This is a genomic window from Virgibacillus sp. CM-4 (assembly GCF_000445495.1).
Classification (GTDB): Bacteria; Bacillota; Bacilli; order Bacillales; family Amphibacillaceae; genus Virgibacillus; species Virgibacillus salexigens.
Genome location: NZ_AUQA01000002.1, coordinates 430,722 through 456,293 on the forward strand (window position 1 = coordinate 430,722; position 25,572 = coordinate 456,293).

Here is a 25,572-nt window from a genome sequence, read left to right on the forward strand (position 1 = left end):
AATTCCTTGCAATAGTGGGATTTTGTCACATGGAATTTCGATTTGAATACGCATTTTTGACAAATTGTTCTATTGATGTTGTAAATCTACTACAATACGTGAGTCATATGTTGGCGTTTCTATATCTACGGAAGGTTGCTTTAAATGAAATTCTGCCAAAAAATCTTCTCCCTCTACCCGATAATCAACATGCTCTATTACCGGGCTGTTCGAGACTGGTATACTTCCGCCTTCCTGAGCTAACTCACCATCTATCTCTCCATATGGAATGGTTAATAACAAGCGATGATCATCTTCTTCCAAAGTATAATTGGTCACAGATTTATTTAAATCCAGTACGATTCGTGTATAAGCATCGTGTATACCAAAACGGATGTTTTTAATTAACGTAGCAGATATATCAACGTTACGTACTGCTTTTTCTTCTCGAAAGGTTGCAATAATTTCACCGGTACCTTCTTTGATTGCATAAAATTGATTATCTTCAACATTCCCTAATCCGTTTGAGACTTCCCAATTAATTTCTTCCGGGTTTATTTCTAGTTCCTCTCCCTTCTTATCAAAACCTTGTAAGGTTAGAGGGATTGTTTGCCCAACTGCAGCGGATAAATCCAATGGTAAGATACCAAGTACGGTTTTTTCTTTATAAGGCTTTACCCCTTCTGGATAAGGTCCATAAAGTAAGTATTGATTACGTACATGGTCAACCCAATTCGTCAATTCCTCTTGCCAACTATTGATAATCCTCTCCACCGGTTCCCCTTCTTCAATCATTTCAGCCGCATCTGAATCGCCAATTAGATTCGCGTATTTTTCTGTCATCGAAAATTGCGCTGGATCTTGATTACGCATCGTATCTAAAAGCTGTAGTCCTAAGTTAACTAACTCTATTTTCTTAGGGTTTGTTATATGCACTTGGACACCACCGATTCGTTCCCCTTCATATGTTCCAAACATCGGTGTAAAATAAGCGGACCGAAATCGGACACCTTCTAGGCTCTTGGCATTCATTTCTTCCGCTAATTGCTCGCCATTAATCCATGGAGCACCTACTAGTTCAAACGGTTTGGTTGTTCCTAGACCAGTTGTTAATGTTGTATCATCCAGTAGTTCTGTTCCTGCATACAGATAAGCGGTTTCTTGAGTGGGAATATTTGGTGAAGGTTGAATCCATGGCAATGCAGTATCTTCAAAATGCATAAAACGCTTCCAACCTTTCATTTTTGCTACCTTTAACGATACACCCAAACTATATTCGTGATTCCACATCGTTGCTAGTTCCCCTACTGTCATTCCATGGCGAACCGGTAGCAAAAACCTCCCCATAAAACTAACCGCATCCGCTGAACGAACAGGACCCTCTACTCGCTCACCGCCAATCGGATTTGGTCGATCTAGGACAATGATCTCTTTACCTTGCTCCGCAGCTGCTTCCATTGCAAAACCAAGGGTATAAATATACGTATACACATTCGAACCGATATCTTGAATATCGAATAGCAACACATCAACATTTTCAAGCATCTTTTCTGTCGGTTTCCAGGTTGGACCATACAAACTGTAAACAGGTAATCCAGTCTTTTCATCAATGTAGGACTCCACATACTCTCCAGCTTCTCTATCTCCACGAATTCCATGTTCTGGACCAAATAGAGCGGTTAAATTCACTTCTGAATGTTCATGTAAAAGGTCAATGGAACTTTTTAAATCTTGATCGATTCCTGTTGGATTGGTAATTAAACCTACGCGCTTTCCAGCTATCCAATCCAAATGATCTTCTAACAAAACCTCAATACCTGGTTTTACTTTCTTCTTCCCATTATGACTCAGTTCTTTTTGTCCAAGTACCGTATGTTGCTGTAATAGAACGGAAACAATTGCAATTGCTGATAAACATAGTATCTTAATCTTCACCAAAACACTCCCATCCATCTAAATAGCGAACATTTATACGTTTTCTGTTTGATCTCCTTGCTCTTCGTGGACAAGCTGACGATCATACATCTTAAAGAAAGGATAATAAATAGCCATCGCTACAATTATATTTACAATCATAAGAATGCCACCCCGAAAATCACCTGTTGTCAAAATACCTGAAAACGGCGGTGGTGTTGTCCAAGGAACAATCACGTATGGCTTTCCAACCAAACCAATCGACATCGAAACATAGGTAATAATTCCAACCGCAAGCGGTGCAAGAATAAACGGGATAACAAGGATTGGATTCATTACCACCGGAGCACCAAAAATAACTGGTTCACTAATATTAAACGCACTTGCCCATACGGAACCTTTTCCTAAACTTTTCAAATGCTTGGATCGAGCTCGCCATACAAATAACAATGTCAAAGCCAAAGCCATACCAGAACCGCCCACTGCCCACCAAATTGCCATAAACGGCTGACCAACAATATGTGGCAGTGCTTCTCCCGCCTGATGAGCTGCGACATTCTCTTCCGTCAAACTATACCAAATAGGTGCCATTACACTAGCAACGACAGAAATACCATGAATGCCAAAAGACCATAATAAGTGAATTAAGATAATCGCTACAATTGCCCCCCAAAAACTTCCCCCGAGCAGCTGTAATGGTTCTCTTAACACAGCACCAACGATACCATGCAAGGATAAGTCCCAAGTTGTTTTTAATACCAAATCGATGCCCCAAACAATAGCAATGATTGCTGCTCCTGGAATTAACGCTGTAAAAGCCCGCCAAACAGACGGTGGTACGCCATCAGGCATACGAATGACCATATTTCTACTTTCAAAAAAGCGGTATACTTCCACCGTAAATAATGCCAATAAAATAGCAATAAATAGTCCTTCACTTCCCATCAAATGAAGTGGAATATTCCCGTTTTCTGTTAATGGTGTCGCTACAAAAAACGCTGCAATACTAAGTACCCCTGCTGACAAACCATCCATGTTATAACTTTTGGCTAAATGATATGCAATCGCAAACACGGCAATCAGTCCCAACAAACCGAATGTTGCATTAACTGGGATATTAAGTGTTGTGGCATATGGCTTCATGAATGCTGCCCATGATTCAACAGGTGGCGAAGAAATGATCAAAAAAATACTTCCAATAATTAATAAAGGCATCGTGGCAATAATTCCATCTCGGATTGCCCGTAAATAACGCTGTTCAGCCAACCTCGCAGCAACCGGCAAAAAGTAACGTTCCATAAATGCTTGATACCTATTCAATAGTCTACACTCCTTTCTAACGTAATATCTCCAAAGCTTGTTCCAGTATCTCTTCTCCATTCAGCGTTCCATATGCTTTCATATTAATCATAGCTATAGGCACATTAGCTTCTGCTGCTTTTTCGGCAAGTTCTTTTTGTTTGTAGCGAATTTGCGGTCCCAGCAAAATAAGATCTGAGGTAGCAAACTGCTTTTCCATTTCATCAACCGAATGTGCTTCAATTTGGATATTAATTGCTTTTTCCTCTGCCACCTTTTCCATTCTATCTACAAGCATACTTGTACTCATTCCTAATGCACATACCAGGGTAATTTTCATATATCTCACCTCCTAAGTAAGAATTGGTTGAAAATAAGCCTCATTCGCTATAAACATATCCTGTAGCAATTCATGCGCTTTTTCAGCTGATGGAATTAATGGATGAAGCGTTAAAGCTTGTAGAGCAGTACCTATTTCTCTAGTAACTGCTGCCTCTACGGTTAATTCTTCATAAGCCTTAACAACCTGCAGTAACCCTCTGATTTGTGGTGGAATATCTCCTGTTTGCAAGGGTGTTATTTGATGATTTTCAACAAGACAATTGACTTCGACACAGGCATCGTTAGGTAAGCATGGAATAGCACCATTGTTACGCACATTCACTGTGTGAATTTGCTTAACATCCAAGTGAATGGATTTAATTAGATTAATCGCTGCTTCTGAATAATACGCACCGCCTCGTCTATCTAGTGCTTCTGGCTTTTCTGTGGTAGATGGGTCCGCATAAATAGTAAACAATTCCTGTTCTACTTGTTGCACTTGATCAGCTCTTGTTTCTCCTTGCTTATATTCCTCTAATTGCTTCGCCAGGATTTGATCTGTCTGATAATAGTATTTATGGTAGCTACATGGAATGGCATCTAGTGATTGTAAGAAAATAGGATCCCATCCCATGTTTGGTATGTTTTTAGCTTGATAACTATCAGATGTTCCTGTTAACACATCATTTAATCGTGATATCCCTTTAATTGAAAAATCAGTAATCCAAATCAAATGATTAATACCAACAAACTGGAGACTCACATCCTTGATTGGTACTTGATAGTCTTTAGCAAATTTTTTATAAAAGTTGATTGGATTGTTACATAATCCAACTACTTTCACATGACGATGCTTGAGAATTGCCTCGGTTATAATACCTGCTGGATTCGTAAAATTAAGTAACCATGCATCTGGAGCAAGTTCCTCGATATCTTCACAAATATCCAACATTACTGGAATTGTCCGTAATGCTTTCATAAAACCACCTGCTCCCGTGGTTTCCTGCCCAATAACACCATGCTTAATGGATAAGTATTCATCACTTTTTCGCATCGTTAGTTGCCCTACTCTAATCTGGGTGATAATATAGGAAGCGTTTTCTATTGCTTCACGGCGATCTAATGTGGCAACTATCTTAATCGGACATCCTGCTTTTTCTACCATTCGCTTCGCCAATGCTTCAATAATTTCTAATTTTTCTCTGCCTTCAAGAATATCTACCAACCAAACCTCTGAAACTGGTAATACATCATGGTTGTCAATCAAGCCTTCAATTAATTCTGGGGTGTACGATGATCCACCTCCAATGACGACAATTTTTAGTGGTTTCATAGTAATCCATCCTTTCTAGTAAACGTCCTTGATACAGTTTATTAAGGATGATTGTAATTTAGTAGATATTTAATTAAATGGAACACATATGTTTAGCAGCTGGGAAAATTTTATCTATTCCATTAAAAAAAACGTTGAATCAGTTTTTCTGATCCAACGTTTCAACCAACGATGTTATTTTCTCCACGCTTCATAATCCAGATGTTTATATTTATCCAAGTACCTGGTTGGCATTTTTAAGGCATCTTTTCGGAAAGGTGGAGCGAGCTGCGTACCATCAACAAAAATATTCAGAACTGCCGGCTTTCTCATTTCTAACACTTCTTTTATCACGGGTTCCATCTCGTTTGGATTATTTATCGTATAGCCAAGAGCTCCCATTGACTTCGCTACTTCAGCAAAATCAGGAGCTTGAATATTGGATCCGACAAATCGATTATCATAATAGTCGACTTGGTTCTTTTTCTCAGCAGCCCAGGATTTATTATTAAATACACAAGCAATTACCGGTATATTCTGCTCAACGGCTGTGCTTACCTCATGCAAACTCATTCCCCATGCACCATCCCCAATAATAGCAACCACAGGTGAATCCGGTTCTGCTAATTGCGCCCCTAATGCCGCTGGATAAGCGAAGCCCGTATTACCAAATGTCAATGCAGCAATATGACGTCTGGTCTGGTTAAATTTTAAATACGCATTCGCTGTGGAAGAGACATTTCCAATATCTGTGGAAATGATCGTATTTTCAGGTAAAGCTCTTGTTAATTCTAATAATGCACGACGTGGATTGATTGGATTCCCGTCTTCCATCGCTAAATCAATTAATTCTTGCTCCCACGCAGTCTTCAATTTGCTTATATCATCTAATCGATGCTGATTTTTAGGTCTGTCTTGGGCCTTCTGACTTAATTGATGATAAATGGCATCACTAGTTGCTTTTGCATCCCCTATAATGCCAATCTCAACCGGATGCGTTCTCGCAATATGACGCGGATTAATATCGATTTGAATAATTTTGGCAGCCTTCGGAAAATAATCAATATCATAACAAGGCAATGTACCGAATACCGATAATCTTGTGCCAATTGCTAAAACCACATCTGCTTTTTGCAGCGTATACATGGCTGCTTTTGATCCCATATAACCGATTGGTCCCACAGCTAAGTGATGATCTGCAGGGAAAGCATCATTGTGCATATATGACACAGCAACAGGGGCTGTTAGATGTTCTGCGATTTTCTTTACCGTATCAACACCCTCTGCATCTACCACACCACGACCAGACAAAATTACTGGATTACTTGCATTTTTAAGTAAATTAACGGCTGCTTGAATCGACGCGGGGTCGCCACTTCCTCTATTATCTACTCGATATTGGCGAGGTTCTAGAATTTCATCTTCTAATTCCCCATAAAATAAATCTCTCGGAATATCATACAATACCGGCCCTCTTTCAGCATAGGCAATTCGAAAGGCTGTACGTAAACAATCTGCTACCCTGCTTTTATGTGTAACTCGAACCGTTTCTTTTGTGATATCTTCAAAAATGGATACTTGATTTGCTTCTTGGAAGCCATCCCAGCCAACTGTCGGCGTTCCTGCAGATGGTGAAATAACCACCATTGGCGTATGCGCTTGGTTGGCTGCTGCAACGGAAGTCACCATATTTGTAATACCAGGTCCATTCTGTCCAATCACCACACCAGCTGTACCGGAAACCCTTGTATATGCGTCTGCCATATGTGCAGCGCTTTGCTCATGCCTTACCGGAAGAAACCGAATGCCTGCAGTTGGGAAAAGATCGAGCATATCCATAAATGCAGATCCGACAATGCCATATACTTCTCGAATTCCTTCCGCTACCAAAGTCTCTACAATTGCTTCACTAGGTGTCATTCTCACCTTTTTACGGACTACGTTTTTAACTTCTTCCTGTTGTTTTACCATTTCCATTCCTCCTTCATAATGCATGAAGCATCCTTTGCTTCTAGAATATCTTTCTTTGCTAATTCACCTAAACGTACGATTTCAGTCGCATAGTTTAACAGAATTCCTGCTGATGGTGTTAACTTGACTTGTTTTGTAGAGCGTTCGAATAATCGCGTATCTAATTCCATTTCGAGTTCTTTTATTTGTATCGTTACACTCGGCTGCGTCACATGTAATATTTTCGCTGCTTCTGAAAAGCTCCTTTTATCAGCTACTGCTAGAAATGTCTTCAATCTTTCATAATTCATAGATTTTCCTCCATGAAAAATAATGATTCATAGTGACGTCCGTACCAGTTGAAGAAGCCATTTATACTGTTTGAGATTTCGCTTGCTTTTCTAATTTTTCACCGAGGGATAAATAGAGCATTTCAATATCCCGTCTCTCTGGAATTCTCCGGTTCGTTACAATCCCATTCCCATTTAATGCATCCTCCACAAGTGTATGCCGCTCCTGTTTTAACTCATCTAGATCGATATAAGCAAGCGCATCTTGCCAAATCCCGAACTGGTTATTGTATTGCTCGATTCTTTGCACTGCCTTTTCAGCTAATAAATGTTGATTTTCTCTATCCTGCTCGCCTAAAAGAATTGCAATTTGTGAAAGTCTCTCTACCGCTGAATCAAGACTAAATCGCAGCACAAATGGCAGCAATAAAGCAACACTCAATCCATGGGGGATATGAAAGTGTGCTCCTAAAGGTCTGCCAGCTGCATGTGCGAGATTCGTAGATGCATTTGAAAAGGCGATTCCAGCAAAACAACTTGCCATTTGCATTGTTTCGCGCGCTTGTAAGTTCTCCCCATTCTGATAAACAATAGGTAAATGCTTCCCGATTTTTTCAATGGCAAAGGTAGCATAAAAATCTGTAACAGGAGTAGCTTTTGTTGATATATATGCTTCAATAGCATGCGTTAATGCATCTAATCCTGTATAGGCTGTAAATTTCTTTGGTAAGCTTATTGTTAATTCCGGATCTAAAATGGAAGTATCTGGAACTAAATCTTTATGGCCCGGATTCATTTTGACATATGTCTCTGTGTTTTTAATCACCATTATCTTGGTTGCTTCTGATCCTGTGCCAGATGTTGTTGGAACCGCAATTAATGGAAGTCTATTTAACTGATGTTGATGGGGTATTTCCTCCCAATCCAGGTGTGGAGAGGCAGCGAACAACGAAACAGCTTTCGCTAAATCAATCGCACTTCCACCTCCGATTGCTATCACACCATTTGCTTTTACTTGATGTAATCGGTCAACAGCTTCTGATACATGTTCGGTTGTGGGTTCTCCCTGAAAGTCAGTAAAAAAGGTTAGATGAACACCTTTACTTAACTGCTTTCGTATCTTTTGGTCATAATTTAGAGGCGGAGAAACTAAAAAATGATCGATGATAATAAACAAATGACGAACACCTAGTTCCGAAGCAAGTCTATCTAGATGTGCTAGCTTGCCTTCTCCTAACATCATTTGCCTCGGTAAATATGTTGTGGACATTTTCTCCCTCCTTCGGTTTACAAAAATAGTCCTCTTCTCTTGTTTTTACCTCAAAACATCAACTAACCACATACTTATTGCTGGAATATAAGTAATGAATAGTAAGATAACCACCAGGGTAACTAACAGTGGACCAATTCCTTTGATCACCTCCTCAATACGCAATTTGGCAACACTTGCTGCCACAAACAAGTTCACTCCAACAGGTGGGGTAATAAATCCTATCGCTAAATTAAAGATCATCATCAAACCAAAATGGATAGGATCAACGCCTATTTCCATTGCCATTGGTAAAAGGATTGGTGTTAGAATAACAATTGCCGCTAACGCTTCAATTACAAGACCAACGAGTAATAGCAGGATATTTAATAATAGCAAGATGATGATTTGATTCTCACTAATCCCTAATACAAAGTTGGCAACGGTCTCGGCAACTCTTTCCAATGTAATCAGTTTTCCGAAAATACTTGCCATAACAATAAGTAAGATAATAATCGAAGAAGTCATGCCGGCTTTTACTACATTTTCATAGACTGCTTTCATTGATAAATCTTTATATACAAACATCCCAATGATTAACCCATATAAAACGGCAACTGCTGCTGCTTCTGTCGGTGTCATAATGCCACCGTAGATACCTCCAAGAATAAAAATTGGTACCAATAATGCGAGCTTTGCATCCCATGCTGCACGTAATACGCTCTTGAATTGAAAGGATGTTTGATTCCCTCTCCACCCTTTTTTCTTGGCAATTACATAGGTAACCACCATTAGTGCGACCCCAGAAAGGATCCCTGGTAGGATCCCAGCCATAAACAGCTGGGAGATAGATTGCTGTGAAACAACACCATATATCACTAAAGGATTACTTGGTGGAATAATGACGCCAATTGTTCCTGCGGCAGCCACGATTGCAGTTGCAAAGCCGGGATGATACCCTTGTTTAATCATTGCAGGTATTAATAACGTACCAATAGCCGCAACAGTTGCTGGTCCCGACCCACTAATTGCCGAGAAAAACATACTCGTTACAATTGCTACTAATGCCAGACCACCCGGAAGGAAGCCTAATAATTCATCCGATAAATGAAGTAACTTTTTAATCATACTGCTGCTTCCCATAATGACACCTGCCGCAATAAAAAAAGGAACAGCCATAATTGGAAAATTATCAATGCTTGTGAATGCGGTTTGTGGAAAAAAATCAATCGGGATCGCATCGGTAACTAATACGGTTGCTAGCGTACTAATTCCAAGCGCAAAAGCGATTGGCATACCAATTATAATAAACAATAGAAAATAGCCAAATAGTAAAATAGCAATAGAGGAATGAGTTAGAAATAGGGAAGGTATGATAAAAAGGGCAGCTATAAGACAAGTCATCCATCCCTCTTTTACAGTCATCCCTTTCATATCTTGCCATAGGTTCTGTAATAGTCGGATTGATATAAACAGAAACCCAACTGGAATTGCACTATAGGGTATTGCCATCGGTATCGACAGAGCAGGTGTTGTCTGCGCGGTTTCCAATTGAAATAAAATCATATCAACCCCGTAATGAATTAAAATATAGCTAAAATAAAGCATGAAGATAACGGTTACTGTTGAAATCGATTTTTGTATTCCACTCGATAACTTATCAACAGCAATCGTTACTTGGATAGACTCTCTATTCTTTACAGATAAACTAGCACCAATAAAGGAAACAAAAACAAACAAATATCTAGCTACTTCTTCTGTCCATGTTGTAATATTGGCAATTTCAATGAAAGGCAGTAAATAGCGATTAATCACCTGTAAATTAATTAAAATTGTAAAAACAAGAAACCCAATCACAATCAGTACTTCTTCCAATCTCCTATCCAAGCCCTTTAAAAAACGATTCCACGGATTTCTTTTATTCTTAGAAGTAGAAAGTTGTATACCCTTGACTACAGAAGACCCTTGGCTCATTCCCTTTCCATCCCTTCAGCAGAATCTATTTGTTTACTCAAAGATTTCTTGCTTTGTCTTACCAAGTGTTTCAAGAATTAAGTCAACATATGCAGGATCAGCGACACCAGGCTTGACAAAACGATCCCAAACCGGTTTTACAGCTTGTTTCCATTTCCGCATCTCTTCCTCATTCGGTTCGACAATTTCTATCCCGTAATCAATAAATTGTTGTTTCGCCTCTTCCTCTCTTTCATTTGCTAATTTCCGCTGCCATATCATCGCCTCATCTCCAGCTTCCATAATAAGCTGTTGATTTGCTTGAGTTAGCTCATCAAATTTTTCTTTATTCATCACGACAATGTCGGAGCTATAGTTATAGTTAACTTCGGTAGCATAACGAAGCACCTCCTGGTGTTTTGAATCCCATAATAAGGAGTAGCTATTCCCTTCTCCTTCAACCGTTCCTTGCTGCAGGGCAGTAAATACTTCAGACCATGAAACAGGGGTAGGAGTTGCACCAAGTGCATCAAAATCAGCCTGTTCAATCTTGGAGTTCGTTGTCCGAACCTTCATCCCTTTTAAATCGGATGGCTCTTGAATTGGCTTCACGTTATTAACAATTTGCCGAAATCCATAGTCTGGAAAGAAGATAACTTGAAATCCCGATTTCTTCATTTCATTACGAATAACATCTCCAGGTTCTCCATCAATTGCTTGATATACCTCGTCCTTGTTTTCAAAAATGTATGGTAAATCCCAAGCTGTAAAATAGTTTGTAAAGCTTGTCATATTCGGTGTCGATGAACTAGCAAATGCAATACCTCCTTTTTGTGCACTCTCTATCACTTCTCGATCATTTCCGATTAGTGCATCATGATACGTTTGAATCTGAATTTGCCCATTTGATTTTTCTTCTACAAGTTCTGCAAACTTATCGATCCCTTTAGAAACAGGGTGGTTAGCAGATTTCGATTGGGCAACCCGAAAAGTAATTACATCGGCATCTGTTGAACCAGCACTTTGATTCATTGCAAGGTTTCCAAGTACAAATAAGGTGATAAATATAAGTACAACAAAAACCGAATTCATAAAATGCTTCAACCCTTCTCACCCCCCATGTTGATAACGCTTACAAATTAATTACATTCAACCTCTCCTCTGTCTACTATCACGCCTCGTCTTAATCCGAAATCGATACATATCCGGTCGATACAAACCTTGATATGCTTCAATGGGTTCGCCATACTGATCGTAAATAACTCTTTCCGCACTTAATACTTGGGAGGAAGGCTCTATATTTAAATGTACCGCGTCCGCCTTTATTACCTTCTCTGTAGAAATAAACTGCTCTGCTTCTGTCAATGTAATATGTAATTCATTCTCTAATAAGTCATAAATGGTTGCATTATTTAAATTATACGTTTGAAGTTCCAATCCAACCTGAATTGGATAATAATGCTTCTCTATCGCAACGGGCTTTGCATCTGCATATCGTAAACGTTTGATCGTGTAAAGTTCTTCTCCGAAAAAATGGGCTAATGTATCTGCCTTCTGCTTTCCAGCGAATAGCAATTTACTCCCTGGTTTCATTCCCATTCTTTTTACCGTATCTGTGAAACTGTTTAGGGAAGAGAGCCATTCCTCAATTGGGGGCTTCTCTGCAATAAAAGTTCCCTTTCCGTGTATTTTTTTCAATACACCATCCTGGACTAATTTGGTTACAGCCTCTCTAACTGTAGTTCTACTTACGGAGAACATATCCATCAGATCCCGTTCACTAGGAATCTTATCTGTATACGTCCCATTATATATTTGTTTTTCTAAAACATTTCCAATTTGTATATGCAACGGGATAGGTAATTCTGCATCAATCATCGGTTTCCCTCCATTTCATGCTCATCATGACGTACCTACCAGTTAATTTAAATAAAATTTGGCAAGATTAATTTGTTTTTATTAAAACAGGTATCCTACAATAAATCAATAATTAACCCTAATTTGAATTATAAGAATATTTTATAAGTATTTATACGCAATCTAAGAAGCAAATCTTCCTTCACATGAAATCGGAATAGATCATTCCTTTGCTATATTTATTTCCTTATAAAAACACCTCCATGTCGTTACGCATACTCGACGGTTTGGAGGTGTTTAGATTTATTCTCTTTCTATAATTTAATAATATTAGATTCTTCTTTTTCTATATTTCCTGATTTTTGTAGGGTAACTTGCTCGCCATCGTTTAAATTCGTAAATACAATCGGCGTAATGATCTTCAAACCCTTACTTTGAATGAATGAGAGATCGGCGTTTAATATTGGCTGACCTGCTTTGACATGCTCTCCTTCTGATACCAATGCCTCAAAACCTTCCCCTTCTAAGTTTACGGTATCAATACCAAGATGAATAAGTATTTCTTTTCCTCCATTTGATTGCATACCAATGGCATGTTTCGTTGGAAAAACATTTACGATTTTTCCATCTACCGGTGCAACAACAAGTCCATCTTTTGGTACAATTGCAAAGCCATCTCCCATCATTTTCTCAGAAAATACTTTATCAGGTACCTCTGTAATCGCTAGGATTTCACCTGATAACGGGGCGACGAATGTATCCGCGAACGGTTCATTCTGCATCGCATCTGGATTCACTTCTTCAATTTGTTGCTGAATTTCAGCTTGTTGATCTACCTCTGCTTCTCGTGGTGTTTTTCCAGAAATAATATCTTGCATTTGTCCCTTAATCGTTTCCGAGCGTGGTCCGAATATAGCTTGAATATTATTGCCAACTTCTAATACACCTGAAGCACCTAATCGTTTTAATTCTTCTTTATCTACGTTATTGATCGTATTTACCGAAACCCTCAGTCTGGTAATACATGCATCCAAATGGGAGATGTTTTTCTCTCCACCCATGGCTTCTAGAACATTATAAGCTAAATCACCATTTTTACTATTTCCACTTTCTATTTCTTCCGTATCTTCTTCACGACCAGGCGTCATTAAGTTGAATTTCTTGATGAAGAAGCGGAAAATGACGTAATAGATTACTGCGAAAATAAGACCAAGTACAATTGTAATCCACCACGGCTCTTGATTTGGCAGAATACCAAATAATGCAAAATCGATGGCCCCGCCAGAAAACGTGTAACCCACATTCACACTAAACAAGGTCATGAGCACAAAGGACAAACCATCTAACACCGCATGCAAGAAAAATAGTAACGGCGATACAAACATAAATGAGAATTCCAATGGTTCGGTAATTCCTGTTAAGAAAGATGTTAAAGCTGCAGAGCCTAATAATCCAGCTACTAATTTTTTCTTTTCAGGTCGAGCAGCATGATACATTGCTAATGCTGCTGCTGGTAGACCAAACATCATAATTGGGAATTCACCAGCCATGAAATTACCAGCTGTAATTTCTACACCGTCTTTCAATTGGGCAAAGAAGATCGTCATATCCCCACGTACCAAATTTCCAGCTTCTGTAGTATAAGAACCGAACTCATACCAGAAAGGCGCATGGAAGATATGATGCAGACCAAATGGAATAAGCAATCGTTTTATAAAACCGAAAAAGAAGACGGCTAGATACGTTCCTTCTTCAATTAACCAATAAGATGCACTGTTCATTGCTTCTTGGACAGGAGGCCAGATGAACAGTAATATAAAACCTGCTACAAACGAAAAGGCGGCTGTTGCGATTGGCACAAATCGTTTTCCTGCGAAGAAACCAAGGAATGAAGGCATTTCAATATCGTGATAGCGATTGTAACAAAAGGCAGCAATCAGACCAATGATAATCCCGCCAAATACCCCTGTTTGCAGGGTTGGAATGCCTAATACAGAAGCAAAACTAGGATCATTTTCGATCATTTCCGGTGTCACACCGATCCAAGACCCCATCACTTGATTTAGTACTAAATAGCCAACAAGCGCGGCAAGTCCAGCAGCTCCATCACTTGCTAAACCAATTGCAACACCAACTGCGAAAATTAGTGCTAAGTTATCAAAAACAATGCCACCAGCATCTTCCATTACGGTAGCCACAAGTTGAATCCATTCTGTTCCTAAGAATGGCAAGTACTCGAGCATCGTTTCCTGCTGTGCAGCATTACCCAATCCTAAAAGCAAACCGGCTGCAGGTAATAATGCAACTGGAAGCATCAATGCTTTACCTACTTTTTGCAGCACGCCAAATGCTTTTTTAAACATATTATATTCCTCCTTTTTCTCAACCATTCTTTCGAAAAAACCATTAAAAAAAGCATGAGCAGAAATTACAAATAAGCTAACAAGGACATCCATTCCTTATCTACTTATTATCCTTTCCACTCATGCCTGATCGTATCAGTAACACGTTAGATATCATTCGTATTTTTGATTTAAGCGTTGTAAATGCATGGTTAAGTAAACCGCTTCCGCTTCATATACGGGTTTTTTCATTGTTTGTTGCATAATTTTTACCAACTTCCATGCTAGATTATAGCATGTCGGATATTCTCTTTTCAATAGAGAAGCAATTTTTTCTGGTTCTTCAATTCGTTCTCCTTTCAAAACCCGTTCAATCGTATAACGAATATGCCTTACCAAGCGGATGTACTCAATCCCTTCTCGATTGACCCGGATGCTTAGCTGGCTTTCAATGATATCAATAAATTGAGTAACAAGTTGTGAATATTTGTTAATATCAGAAAGTTTTTTATCCGTAATCGCACTATGCACATGTAATGCGATAAAACCAACTTCTCCTTCCGGCAAGTTAATAGCTAAATGATGATTAATATAATCAACCATCTCCGCAGCAATCTCATATTCAAACGGATAGAGCACTTTTGTCTCGGCTAGAAATGGATTACGAATTTCTAATCCATTTTTCAAACGATTTACAGCAAAAAGAATATGATCCGTTAATGCAACGTGAATCGCTTCATTTAGCATTTCCTGTGACCTGTTTCGAATAATACCAATGGCTTCTATAATTGATTGTAATAGGGGTTCATCTATATTTGGCAGTAATTTTTTATAGTTTTCTTGCTCTTTTGCATTACGTAAAACAAATAACTTCTCTATTGCCTTTTCATCTATATTCTCTTTTTTCTTATGGTGAAAACCAATTCCATTGCCGATTAATACGACTTCTGATTGACCTTGATCCAGGGCAATTAATACATTATTATTTAAGACTTTTTTTACCGTAAACGTATTCAAAGTGGTCCGTCCCCTCAAGTCGGTGTTTTGCAATACGTATGATTATAACATGATTCCCGATTTAGGCAAAACGATCTAGCTATCTAAAAAATACCAATTAATTATAATGAAAAGCTATCCGTAGCTTTAAAATTTATTAAAAGTACGAAAAGCATCCGAAGTCTATGCTCGATCGGATGCTCTGATAATCTTTCATTTACTCCCAAAAACGATTTTGATAAAAGTAATTCGGTTTATTGGTTGTATTATCAAATGGTTTATGAAAGATATGCGTCGTGGCAGGGGAAAGCGGTGGGATTAACCAAGCCCATTTTCCAGTCACAACTCTGCCTTGTTTCGCTTCTTGCTTCTCAAATATTTCAAATTGTTTCGCAGCGGTATGATGATCTACAATGGATACGCCTGCTTTTTTGTATGATTCAAGAACAGCAGCATTTAGCTCAACAAGCGCCCGATCTTTCCATAATGTACTTAAATGTTTTGTGCTTAGACCTAATTGTCTAGCAACAATGGGGAGCAAGTTATAACGATCTTCATCAGCGAAATTCCTAGCACCTATTTCTGTTCCCATATACCACCCATTAAATGGGGACGCTACATAATTTAGACCACCTATTTCTAAACGCATATCAGAAATAATTGGTACGGCATACCATTTCACATTTTTTCCAGCAAAAATGTCTACTGTTGGATGGTTAATGGGAACTTCAGTGACTACCTCCTCTGGGATCTCCCGCCATTGTGGTGATTGATCATTTACCTGAATTACCAATGGCAGTATATCGAAAGACGTTCCTTTTCCTTCCCAGCCTAACTTTTGACATTGCTTCGTAAATTCTAATGACGCTGGATCACCAATAACCCCATTCTCTGTTTCATAGCCAGCATAGCGAAGCAATTGATGATTCCAAATTTTAATCGGCTGCTCACCAGTTTGATATTGTTCGGGTTGGAAAATGGTAATGAATGGTTTAACTTTCCCATGATTCGTTGCTTTGTTTATATGATCAATGAGATACGTAAATACTTCTTCGCTTGTCGAAGCATCTCTTGCATCAATCACTTCCATACGTTCCCAGAATAGACGACCGATGCAACGATTGGAATTACGCCAAGCCAATTTTGCTCCATAAGCGATTTCATCATACGTCTGTCTATACATTCCATTCGCCTGTATTTCTTGTTTCACTTCGTTGCATCTTAGTTGGAAATCATCTGATGATGTTTCTAGTTCAGAATGGTACTGTTTAAGGAATGTCAATGCTTCTTCCCAAAGTTGTTGTTTATCCATGTCCTATTGCCCCCGACTTTTGTCTCTTTCTAGTGTATCAAAGCGCAGCTCATTTTTTGTGACAAAGTACGTACAATATAATTCTGAAAAAGCGTAACACAACATTTTACCTGAATAAATAGAAAGGCTTAAGCGCCTATATAAACTATAAATACAAAAAAGTTGAGTGACTATGTCTATCATGGTAAGATTTTAATTATAGATATTAAGAGTCTTTAATAACTATATTAAGCGGAGATGGATTGAGATTGAGGAAGTGAACCTAACTCAACAAGTAATCTATCTTTCTTCACTTTTAAACAAATTAGATTGGAGATGATTCGGTGATTTTAGATTGTGCTGTAATTGGTGGGGGTCCAGCAGGGATGAACGCTTCTTTAGTTTTAGGAAGATCAAGACGTAAAACCATTTTATTTGATGATAATCAACCTCGGAACGCTGTAACTAACGAATCACATGGCTTCCTTACTCGTGATGGTATCACCCCTTCTGAATTTAGAAGACTGGGGCAGGAAGATTTAAAAAAGTATCCAGATGTTACCATCAAAAAACAGCGCGTAACAGAAGTGCATAAAGTTCAGCAACTATTTACGATGCAGACAGAGGCTGGAGAAGTTTATCGATCAAAGAAATTAATTTTGGCAACAGGCTTGAAAGAAACACTACCAAATGTAAAGCAGATGCAACAGTTCTATGGTACTAGTATATTCAGCTGTCCATTTTGCGATGGTTGGGAATTAAGAGATCGCCGATTGGCTATTATTGCAGACAATACCCATGCCTTTCATATGGCTAAAGTTGCTTTTAATTGGAGTAAAGATCTGATTCTTTGTACAAATGGTAATTACATTCTTTGCAGTGAACAACAGGATTTGCTAGAGAAAAAAGGAATACATGTATACGTGGAATCAATTACATCTTTAGTTGGAGAAAACGGCTATTTGGAAAAGATCATCTTTGCTGATGGTACAGAGATTCTGCGTGATGGGGGATTCGTTGTGCCAGAAATGAAACAGGCTTCTTCTATTGGTGAATCCTTAGGCTGTGAATTAAATGAGCAAGGTGGAATAATAACAGATCGTATCGGACGTACAAATGTCGACGGTGTATTTGCCAGCGGAGACATGGCAATTGCAGGTCCAGCCCAATTAGTAATTGCTGCTTCAGAAGGTCATAAAGCTGCTATTGGAGTCAATGCAGCGTTTATTGAGGAAGATTTCTGATCCAAATAAAATGGCAAGATTCATTACAATCCGCGTTTTTCCAACTTTATAGAAGATGTAATGACTGGACTGTCGATAATCAAACAGTGGAAATCGTTGAAACTCCAGTGGGAACAACATAGCTCGTAGATCGACTCTAGTAAGCGATTTGCGCTTACTAGAGTTAGCTAGGGCCATGCCCGGCAGAAAGGGAAACGATTTCCACTGTGATACAATTATCCGTCTTTTTACGTTCCAGCTACTAATGCTAATCAAATATTTTCTTCTTCACTGTATGCTTGGCCACCTCGTTACGGTCAACACCATATCCTATTCCAGGATGATCATTTACTGTAAGGATACCATTTTCAGCTATCACCTCTGGTTGGATAATATCTTTGTTCCAATACCTTGATGAGGAAGCGGTATCCCCTGGTAATGTAAAATTGGCCAACGAAGCAATTGCAATATTATGTGCGCGGCCAATACCGGATTCTAACATCCCACCACACCATAGAGGAATGCCTGCCTGCTCACATAAATTATGAATTCGTTTCGATTCAGTCAATCCGCCAACGCGGCCAATCTTTAGATTGATAATTTTACAACTTCCTAATTCAATGGCTTGACGAGCGTCTTCATGGGAGTGAATACTTTCATCTAAACAAACTGGGGTACTGATTTGCTTTTGTAATTTTGCATGATCGATCAAATCCCCTGCCATTAATGGTTGCTCAATCATCATTAAATCAAATTCATCCAATGCTTTCAACACGTCTATATCATCCAATGTATAGGCAGAGTTTGCATCTACCATTAACGGAATATCTGGAAAATGCTTACGAACTTCACGAATCATCTCAACGTCTTTTCCTGGTTTAATTTTGAGCTTGATTCGTTTATAGCCTTCATCCACTTTTGCTTGTATGGACTCCATTAGCTTTTCATAACTATTCTCGATCCCCAAACTAATACCAACTTCAATTCTAGACTTCGTTCCTCCTAGACTTTTCGCTAAAGATTCTCCGTTTTGCTTCGCATATAAATCCCAAACCGCACCTTCTAAAGCTGATTTGGCCATATGGTTACGCTTATAGGGCTTGAATAGTTCTTGTAAATTATCCGGGTGATCAATTTTTTGACCTACTACTAGCGGGATCAGAAACTCCTCCAGCATATACCAGCTTTGCAGAGTGAATTCTTCGCTATATAATGGCCGTTCAGAGGTGACCCCTTCTCCCCAGCCGGAAAGTCCATCCTCGCTTCTCACCTCAACTAATAAGAACTCACGATCTTGCTCGGTTCCAAAACTCGTCGTAAACGGGTTTTTCATGCGCATTTTCATTTTATACATGATAACTTCCTTGATTTTCATAACCATCATTCTCCTTTTTAAATTGGTCCCCAACCCATTAAGACAGCAATTGTAAGATAAATAATTCCAATTAGACACCATATAATTACTAGCGGCATCACAAATTTAATCCATTTCACCCAGGATACCCCTGCGATGGCTAGGTTGGCCATTAATATTCCAGAAATGGGGGTGATGACGTTTGAAAATCCATCTCCCATTTTATAGGCTTGCACGGCTACTTGGCGAGGGATTTCCATAATATCTGCAAGTGGTGTCATAATCGGCATTACAATTACAGCTTGACCACTACCTGATGAGACGAGAATATTAAATAAGAAGTTTGCTACAAACATAACTAACGCGCCCATCACATTCGTAAATGGTTCCATAATCGTTGCCATGCCTTGGACAATCGTATCTAATATCTGTCCATTTTCCATTATAACGACAATGGAACGAGCCATTCCAATGATTAATGCTCCATAGACAAGCCCTTTACATCCTTCAAAGAATTGTACAACGAGCGCATTCGGATTAATTTTGGCTATAACTGCAGTTCCAATAGCAATGACGAGAAACATCGCTGCCATTTCGTTTAACGACCACTTGTATTGAAATACACCAAAAATATAAATTCCAATTCCAATAGCTAACCATAATAAGACGAGTTTATGTATACCTGTTAACTCGGAAGGTGCTGTATCCACACTTTTCTCATCATATTTCGGAAAGCGATTTTCGCCTAAAACACTGCGCATTGGATCTTTTTTGACACGATTGGCATACCACCATATATAACCAATGGTAGAGGCAAGCACCGTTACATAGATCAGTATCCGAAAACCAATTCCCGAAAACAAGGGTACTTGTGCAATTTCCTGCGCCATTCCTGTCGTTAAAGGATCAAGAAAGGCAGTATTAAAACCGGCATATGCGCCAAGATAAATAATAGAAACTCCAACAATTGCATCCAATTTCATGGATCGAGCAAGAATAATACCAATTGGAATAAAAGCAATCACTGCATTTACAATAATACCTAATGCGCCAAAAATTGAAAACAGCGTACATACAATAATTATCAGCAAATACTCTCTATTTTTCGTCTGATTAATGGTTTTCATAATTAACGCATCAATTGCTCCAGTATATTCAATTACCGCAAAAGCTCCTCCAATAATAAGTACGAGGAAAATTAACCCTGCTGAATCAATCATCCCTTGTTGAATCGATGTGAAAATGTCAATAAAGGATGTGGGCTGTTGATCTGTTTGCTGATAACTATCTGGCACCACCGTCGTGATATCATTCACTGTTTCTCTTTCAAATGTCCCGGCTGGTATCAAATACGTTGCAATGGCCGCTACAATTAGTATGATAAATAGAATAATATACGCATCTGGGAGCGCTAGCTTTCTTTGTTTGCTATTCCTCTTTTTGTTCTCCATTCAATCCCTCCTCTTTCAATTTTCGAAATATTAACAACTTGCATTGTATTATAATAAAGGATATAATTTATTTCAATATAAAATATTGTAAAAACTTTAAAAAGAATAAGGAGAATAACCTTGACTGCTGATTTTATTCGAAAAACGGAGGCCAACTTTTCAAAACTAACGAAGGGATTAAAGGTAGTTGCGGATGCGTTATTATCTGATCCAATGATTTTTGCAATTCATCCTGCAAAAAAAGTAGGAGATATACTTGGTGTTAGTGAAACAATGGTAATCCGTTTTTGTCATTCTATCGAATATAATGGCTATACTTCCTTACAAAAAGAGGTCCGTCAACACTTACTAGAGTTAAGCCAAACATCTAACCATGATATGAAAATAGAAGCCAATTACTTTGCTGAAAGTGTACAGAAGGATATCAAGATGATTGAAAATAATTTAGAGAAGTTGTCCATCCATGACATGGAAAAAATAGTAGAAACGATTATCGACTGTGAAAAGATAGTCGTTGCTGGATATCATCATTCCTTCACATTTGCACACTGGCTTTATTTTAACTTAAATTATATTGTTGGAAATGCTGACTTGTATCGGCCAGAGACAGATGCAGGATTGCTCGATTTATTACCCAATAAAGCCTGTATCATTGTTTTTTCATTTTACCGATATGCGATAGATACGATTCGCTTAGCAGAAGAAGCAAAAGCAAAAGGAATTACTGTCATTACCATTACTGACTCACGAGTGTCACCAGTTGTGGAATTTGCAGATATTTGTATCTCCTTATCTATTAATCAGCATACAATATTTAGTAAAGGACCTGTGACATTAGCAGTAATCAACGCAATTCTGTTTGAATTAGTGGAGCGAGTGGAGAACAGAGGGAAGATTCAATCAACCTATAAATACTTTATAAAGGATGGCGAATAGGTATATGAATATTGAACAACAGGTTAAAGATACATTCACGTATTTACATAATCACGCAGAAATTAGTTGGGAAGAAACGGAAACCACGCAATATATTGCCTCTATCTTAGAAAAGAATGGCTGCCGGGTTACTACTTTCCATGATCAAACAGGTGTCATTGGCGACTTCGGAAGATTTCATGCAAACCTACCAATTGTTGCGGTTCGAGCTGATATAGATGCATTATGGCAAGAAGTAAATGGTCAATTTCAAGCGAATCACGCCTGCGGTCATGATGCCCATATGTCCATAGTTCTAGGGCTATTATGGAAAATAAACCAATCTCCAGAATTAAAAGACAAAGTAGCTTTACGGTTCATTTTTCAACCAGCTGAAGAAAAGGGATCTGGTGCATTATCCATTGTAGATAAAGGAATGATAGACGAAGTTGACTACTTATTCGGCGTTCACCTTCGTCCACAACAAGAGACGAAAATGGGTCATGCTACACCAGTTATTGTTCACGGTGCTGCTAAAATGTACAATGCAGTCATCAAAGGACATGATGCACATGGCGCCAGACCACATTTAAATATCAACGCGATTGAAGTAGGTGCTCAAATTGTCAATTTATTAAGTAAAATTCATCTAGATCCTCGTATTCCGCATTCTGTAAAAATGACGAACTTCCAAGCAGGTGGAAAGAGCACAAATATTATTCCTGGTAACGCATCCTTCTCCCTAGATATGAGGGCCCAAACGAATGCAATTATGGAAGAACTCGATGCAAAGGTACTTCATATTTTTGAAACCATGAAGAATTTATATGACGTCGAAATCGACATTACCAATACCGATGGCATTGTTGCAGCCGAAACCAGCGATGAAGCAATTGCCATTATGGAAGCTGCAATAAACCATGTGCTAGGAACAGAAAACACAGATGCTCCTCTAGAAACACCTGGTGGCGATGATTTTCATTTCTATACCATTAAAAAACCCAACTTAAAAGCCACCATGCTTGGATTGGGTTGCGATCTTACTCCTGGACTTCATCATCCGCAAATGATGTTCAATAAAGATGCATTAATGAACGGGGTTCATATTCTATACGAGGCAGTAAAACAAGTATATAAATTTTAGTTAAAAAATCTCCAGCCCGATATGGTTTGGGGATTTTTTAACTTTCATAAACAGACAGAATGCCTTTTCAAGTGTATAGGCAAAAGGTTCCTATCTTAACTTATATTTTTGCTTGGTTCATCCATACTATTACTAGATATGTTAGAGGTGAGGATACGAATATGATTTTATATATCGGAAAAGTCATTTTAATATACATCCTAACGATCATCATTATTCGTTTGTTAGGTAAATCCGCTTTTGCTCAATTAACCGCTCACGATTTAGCAGGCGTCTTTTTCGTCGTTTCGATAGCGATCGGCCCGGTGGTTACAGATAACCTGGCCTATGCAATTGTCGCACTCATAGCTATTGGCACTATTCATATCATCTTTTCAAAACTTACACTAATTAATCGGTTAAATAAATATTTCATCGGACAGCCAACTATTGTTATCAAACACGGCAAGCTGATTAAGAGAAATCTAAAACAATCTCGTTTTGCACTGGCTGAATTGTTGTCGAGCTTAAGAGAAAAAGGGTATTCAACAATCGATTCTATTGAGTATGCAATTATTGAACCTAGTGGGGAAATTAGTATTTTACCAAAACCAGAAGATGCACCTGTCACACCAAAGCAACTAGATATGGCTGCTCCCTACCAAGGACTTCCGCTTGCAGCGATTGTTGAAGGGAAAATTCAGCATCAAAACTTGAAACTTATTAACAAAGACGTCCAATGGTTAAGAAAAGAGCTTACTTCAGCTGGATATTCAGATGAGCGCAACATTTTTTATGCAGTCGTTCAAGATAACAACCATTTGTTAACGATTGATAATGGAGAAGGAGATGTACACCGACAGCCATAAGTTGTACAGTTATGTAATCATTCAAATAGTTGACATTAATTCCCGCCGCATGACATGAAATTTTTAAAAGCGATTATCTCCTACATCCAGTGATTCACTGGTACGTAGTTTTTTTCTCGCTTCTCTCCCCCAGCTTTTTACTGCATCAATTGATACACCTTCCATTTCGGCAATCTCTTTCATCGTTAAGTTCTGAACAGCAAATAGATTTAACCATTTCCATTGCTTTTCGGTTAATACCTTCTTCGCCTCACTTAAAAAGATCTTCTCATCGAAATGTACGGATTCCATCTGCTTAACTGAATAATTACTTGTTCCTTTCTGATAATAATTTCCAGTCATCGTTTTTATTTTTTGTTGTTCAATGTAGGCTTTTACATTTTCTCTCTCTTTTGTTTGTTTACGAATCAAATCGATCATCCGATTACGAATTGCATAATTGAAATAGGTAGCTAGCGGGCCTTTATCCGCATGATAGGTTTCATACGCATTCCACATCGCCACTAACCCCTCTTGAAAAAATTCTTGATGGGGATCTCTTATCTTTAACCTGTGAATATGATAATGAATTCTCCGTTCATTCTGAGCAAGTACTTCTTCAAAAGTTAGATCAAACGTATTGGATTGCTTCATGCCACTTTCCTCCTAGCAATGCTTGTTAATACTATAATCGAATAAACATGACAAATAGTGGCATTTTGTTATCAATTTCCTTCAAAAAAGCTGGTACCTACCAAACCGGTGATATAGGCAATCTATGCATATAAGGATCGTGTAAATCGTATATAATGGAATAAAATTCGTTTATTGGGGAGGGGTTTTATGTTTTCTGACAACCAGATTAGTCATTTTTCTGAATTAGAATATAGTCTTTATAACTTTATTATGAACCATCTGGAAAAGGTACAGTATATGCGGATTAGAGAATTAGCAAAGGAAACGCATGTATCTACAACCAGTATTCTTCGTTTCTGTAAAAAGATTGATTGTGATGGTTTTTCGGAATTCAAAATTAAGTTAAAATTATACCTGAAAGAAGCAGAGCAGCTACGGATGATAAATACAACTACTTCCCTTTCTGAATTTCTCGAACGTACGTTACAACACGATTATCAAACGAAAATATATGAGATTGCCAACCACTTAGTAAAGGCGAAAAATTTAATTTTTATTGGTATTGGCACGTCTGGTATTTTAGCAGAATATGGAGCACGTTATTTCTCTGCATTGCGGAAATTTTCCCTACATATAAAGGACCCTTTCTTTCCCATTCACCCAACAACTTTTGAAGACAGTGTTGCCCTTATCCTTTCCGTATCCGGGGAGACAGATCATGTACTTAATTTAACCAATCAGATGAAACAAAGAGGAAGTACGGTGGTAAGTATTACCAATCATTCTGACTGCACATTAGCTAAAATTTCGGATTATAACCTTGCTTACTTTGTTACACCAGAATATCGGAAAACATATAACCTTACCACCCAAATCCCTGTGATTCATTTTTTAGAAAGCCTAGCTAAAGCAACCTATGAAGTAATGCAACGAGATTAATTCTGCCCATGTATGGAGAGATGATGGATTCTCTTATACATGACTACCATTTCTGTCACCATCTCTTTTAAAGTTTCGGTTGTGAGCATCAGGTCTTCCGCATGCATGAGGAGCAGGGAGAATTCAATTTTGCTCCCTGCAGCTTCTTGGGTTATAAAAGCTGTATGAACCTTATGGCCGTTATTTAATAATGTAACGGCTTCAGCTATTTTTAGTTCTGCTTCTTCCATTCGATTTTCTCTAGCGGCATATAATCCCTCCATTAATGAACTTCTAGCTGAACCTACATGACTAATTAGATCAAATATTGCTTGTTCTTCTACCTTCATA

At 38.4% G+C, this 25,572-nt stretch carries 22 protein-coding genes; 5 read left to right on the forward strand and 17 right to left on the reverse strand.

What is annotated here, in order from left to right:
• Nucleotides 1-69: 69 nt before the first annotated feature.
• The 13 genes from M948_RS0121605 to M948_RS25965 all read right to left on the reverse strand — a co-directional run bounded on the left by M948_RS0121605 (nt 70) and on the right by M948_RS25965 (nt 16,774).
• On the reverse strand, nt 70-1,914 hold the full coding sequence (locus M948_RS0121605; RefSeq protein ID WP_160806658.1) for an exo-beta-N-acetylmuramidase NamZ domain-containing protein: 1,845 nt from the start codon (nt 1,912-1,914) through the stop codon (nt 70-72).
• Nucleotides 1,915-1,947: 33 nt separating this feature from the next.
• Nucleotides 1,948-3,213, reverse strand: a complete 1,266-nt coding sequence (gene celB, locus M948_RS25910; RefSeq protein WP_021289289.1) for a PTS cellobiose transporter subunit IIC — start codon at nt 3,211-3,213, stop codon at nt 1,948-1,950.
• 16 nt (nt 3,214-3,229) lie between these two features.
• The gene (locus tag M948_RS25915) at nt 3,230-3,532 is read right to left on the reverse strand and encodes a PTS sugar transporter subunit IIB (protein ID WP_021289290.1); all 303 of its coding nucleotides are present in this window, start codon (nt 3,530-3,532) and stop codon (nt 3,230-3,232) included.
• Nucleotides 3,533-3,544: 12 nt separating this feature from the next.
• On the reverse strand, nt 3,545-4,846 hold the full coding sequence (locus tag M948_RS25920) for a 6-phospho-beta-glucosidase (RefSeq protein ID WP_021289291.1): 1,302 nt from the start codon (nt 4,844-4,846) through the stop codon (nt 3,545-3,547).
• 174 nt (nt 4,847-5,020) lie between these two features.
• Nucleotides 5,021-6,796, reverse strand: a complete 1,776-nt coding sequence (gene xsc / locus M948_RS25925) for a sulfoacetaldehyde acetyltransferase (protein WP_021289292.1) — start codon at nt 6,794-6,796, stop codon at nt 5,021-5,023.
• Nucleotides 6,790-7,086, reverse strand: coding sequence for a LysR family transcriptional regulator (locus M948_RS25930; protein WP_021289293.1), 297 nt, complete (start codon nt 7,084-7,086; stop codon nt 6,790-6,792). Before M948_RS25930 ends, xsc begins: the two co-directional genes overlap by 7 nt.
• A gap of 61 nt (nt 7,087-7,147) precedes the next feature.
• The gene (locus tag M948_RS25935; RefSeq protein ID WP_021289294.1) at nt 7,148-8,335 is read right to left on the reverse strand and encodes an iron-containing alcohol dehydrogenase; all 1,188 of its coding nucleotides are present in this window, start codon (nt 8,333-8,335) and stop codon (nt 7,148-7,150) included.
• A 45-nt stretch (nt 8,336-8,380) separates the two neighbouring features.
• Complete coding sequence (locus tag M948_RS25940; RefSeq protein WP_021289295.1) at nt 8,381-10,288, reverse strand: TRAP transporter large permease; 1,908 nt, start codon at nt 10,286-10,288, stop codon at nt 8,381-8,383.
• Nucleotides 10,289-10,321: 33 nt separating this feature from the next.
• Complete coding sequence (locus tag M948_RS25945) at nt 10,322-11,371, reverse strand: TRAP transporter substrate-binding protein (RefSeq protein ID WP_021289296.1); 1,050 nt, start codon at nt 11,369-11,371, stop codon at nt 10,322-10,324.
• Between the two features lie 45 nt (nt 11,372-11,416).
• Nucleotides 11,417-12,145 carry a GntR family transcriptional regulator gene (locus tag M948_RS25950; protein ID WP_021289297.1) on the reverse strand — a complete coding sequence of 243 codons (729 nt, stop codon included), beginning with the start codon at nt 12,143-12,145 and terminating at the stop codon, nt 11,417-11,419.
• A gap of 293 nt (nt 12,146-12,438) precedes the next feature.
• Nucleotides 12,439-14,487 (reverse strand): glucose-specific PTS transporter subunit IIBC, encoded by a 2,049-nt coding sequence (ptsG, locus tag M948_RS25955; protein WP_021289298.1) that lies wholly within the window; start codon nt 14,485-14,487, stop codon nt 12,439-12,441.
• A gap of 153 nt (nt 14,488-14,640) precedes the next feature.
• Nucleotides 14,641-15,483 (reverse strand): glucose PTS transporter transcription antiterminator GlcT, encoded by an 843-nt coding sequence (gene glcT / locus M948_RS25960; protein ID WP_021289299.1) that lies wholly within the window; start codon nt 15,481-15,483, stop codon nt 14,641-14,643.
• A gap of 196 nt (nt 15,484-15,679) precedes the next feature.
• Nucleotides 15,680-16,774 carry a nitric oxide synthase oxygenase gene (locus tag M948_RS25965; RefSeq protein WP_021289300.1) on the reverse strand — a complete coding sequence of 365 codons (1,095 nt, stop codon included), beginning with the start codon at nt 16,772-16,774 and terminating at the stop codon, nt 15,680-15,682.
• Between the two features lie 323 nt (nt 16,775-17,097).
• Between M948_RS25965 and M948_RS25970 the strand changes: the two genes are divergently transcribed.
• Entirely contained in the window at nt 17,098-17,997 is a 900-nt protein-coding gene (locus tag M948_RS25970) for an NAD(P)/FAD-dependent oxidoreductase (protein WP_021289301.1), read from the forward strand.
• 247 nt (nt 17,998-18,244) lie between these two features.
• On the opposite strand, the gene menC is transcribed toward M948_RS25970, so the two are convergent.
• The gene (gene menC, locus M948_RS25975; protein ID WP_021289302.1) at nt 18,245-19,351 is read right to left on the reverse strand and encodes an o-succinylbenzoate synthase; all 1,107 of its coding nucleotides are present in this window, start codon (nt 19,349-19,351) and stop codon (nt 18,245-18,247) included.
• Between the two features lie 17 nt (nt 19,352-19,368).
• Nucleotides 19,369-20,781: a YfcC family protein gene (locus tag M948_RS25980; RefSeq protein WP_021289303.1), complete on the reverse strand. Its 1,413-nt coding sequence runs from the start codon at nt 20,779-20,781 to the stop codon at nt 19,369-19,371.
• Between the two features lie 120 nt (nt 20,782-20,901).
• Here M948_RS25980 and M948_RS25985 point away from each other — a divergent pair, with 120 nt between their 5' ends.
• From M948_RS25985 to M948_RS25995, 3 genes are all read left to right on the forward strand, one after another.
• Entirely contained in the window at nt 20,902-21,717 is an 816-nt protein-coding gene (locus M948_RS25985) for a MurR/RpiR family transcriptional regulator (RefSeq protein WP_021289304.1), read from the forward strand.
• 4 nt (nt 21,718-21,721) lie between these two features.
• Nucleotides 21,722-22,840, forward strand: a complete 1,119-nt coding sequence (locus M948_RS25990; RefSeq protein WP_021289305.1) for a M20 peptidase aminoacylase family protein — start codon at nt 21,722-21,724, stop codon at nt 22,838-22,840.
• Nucleotides 22,841-23,001: 161 nt separating this feature from the next.
• Complete coding sequence (locus M948_RS25995; protein ID WP_021289306.1) at nt 23,002-23,688, forward strand: DUF421 domain-containing protein; 687 nt, start codon at nt 23,002-23,004, stop codon at nt 23,686-23,688.
• A 63-nt stretch (nt 23,689-23,751) separates the two neighbouring features.
• On the opposite strand, the gene M948_RS26000 is transcribed toward M948_RS25995, so the two are convergent.
• Nucleotides 23,752-24,321 carry a sigma-70 family RNA polymerase sigma factor gene (locus M948_RS26000; protein WP_021289307.1) on the reverse strand — a complete coding sequence of 190 codons (570 nt, stop codon included), beginning with the start codon at nt 24,319-24,321 and terminating at the stop codon, nt 23,752-23,754.
• Between the two features lie 189 nt (nt 24,322-24,510).
• Between M948_RS26000 and M948_RS26005 the strand changes: the two genes are divergently transcribed.
• Nucleotides 24,511-25,242, forward strand: coding sequence for a MurR/RpiR family transcriptional regulator (locus M948_RS26005; protein WP_021289308.1), 732 nt, complete (start codon nt 24,511-24,513; stop codon nt 25,240-25,242).
• Here M948_RS26005 and M948_RS26010 read toward each other — a convergent pair.
• Nucleotides 25,239-25,571, reverse strand: coding sequence for a PTS lactose/cellobiose transporter subunit IIA (locus M948_RS26010; RefSeq protein ID WP_021289309.1), 333 nt, complete (start codon nt 25,569-25,571; stop codon nt 25,239-25,241). The two genes, M948_RS26005 and M948_RS26010, sit on opposite strands and share 4 nt — an antisense overlap.
• Nucleotide 25,572: the final 1 nt, after the last annotated feature.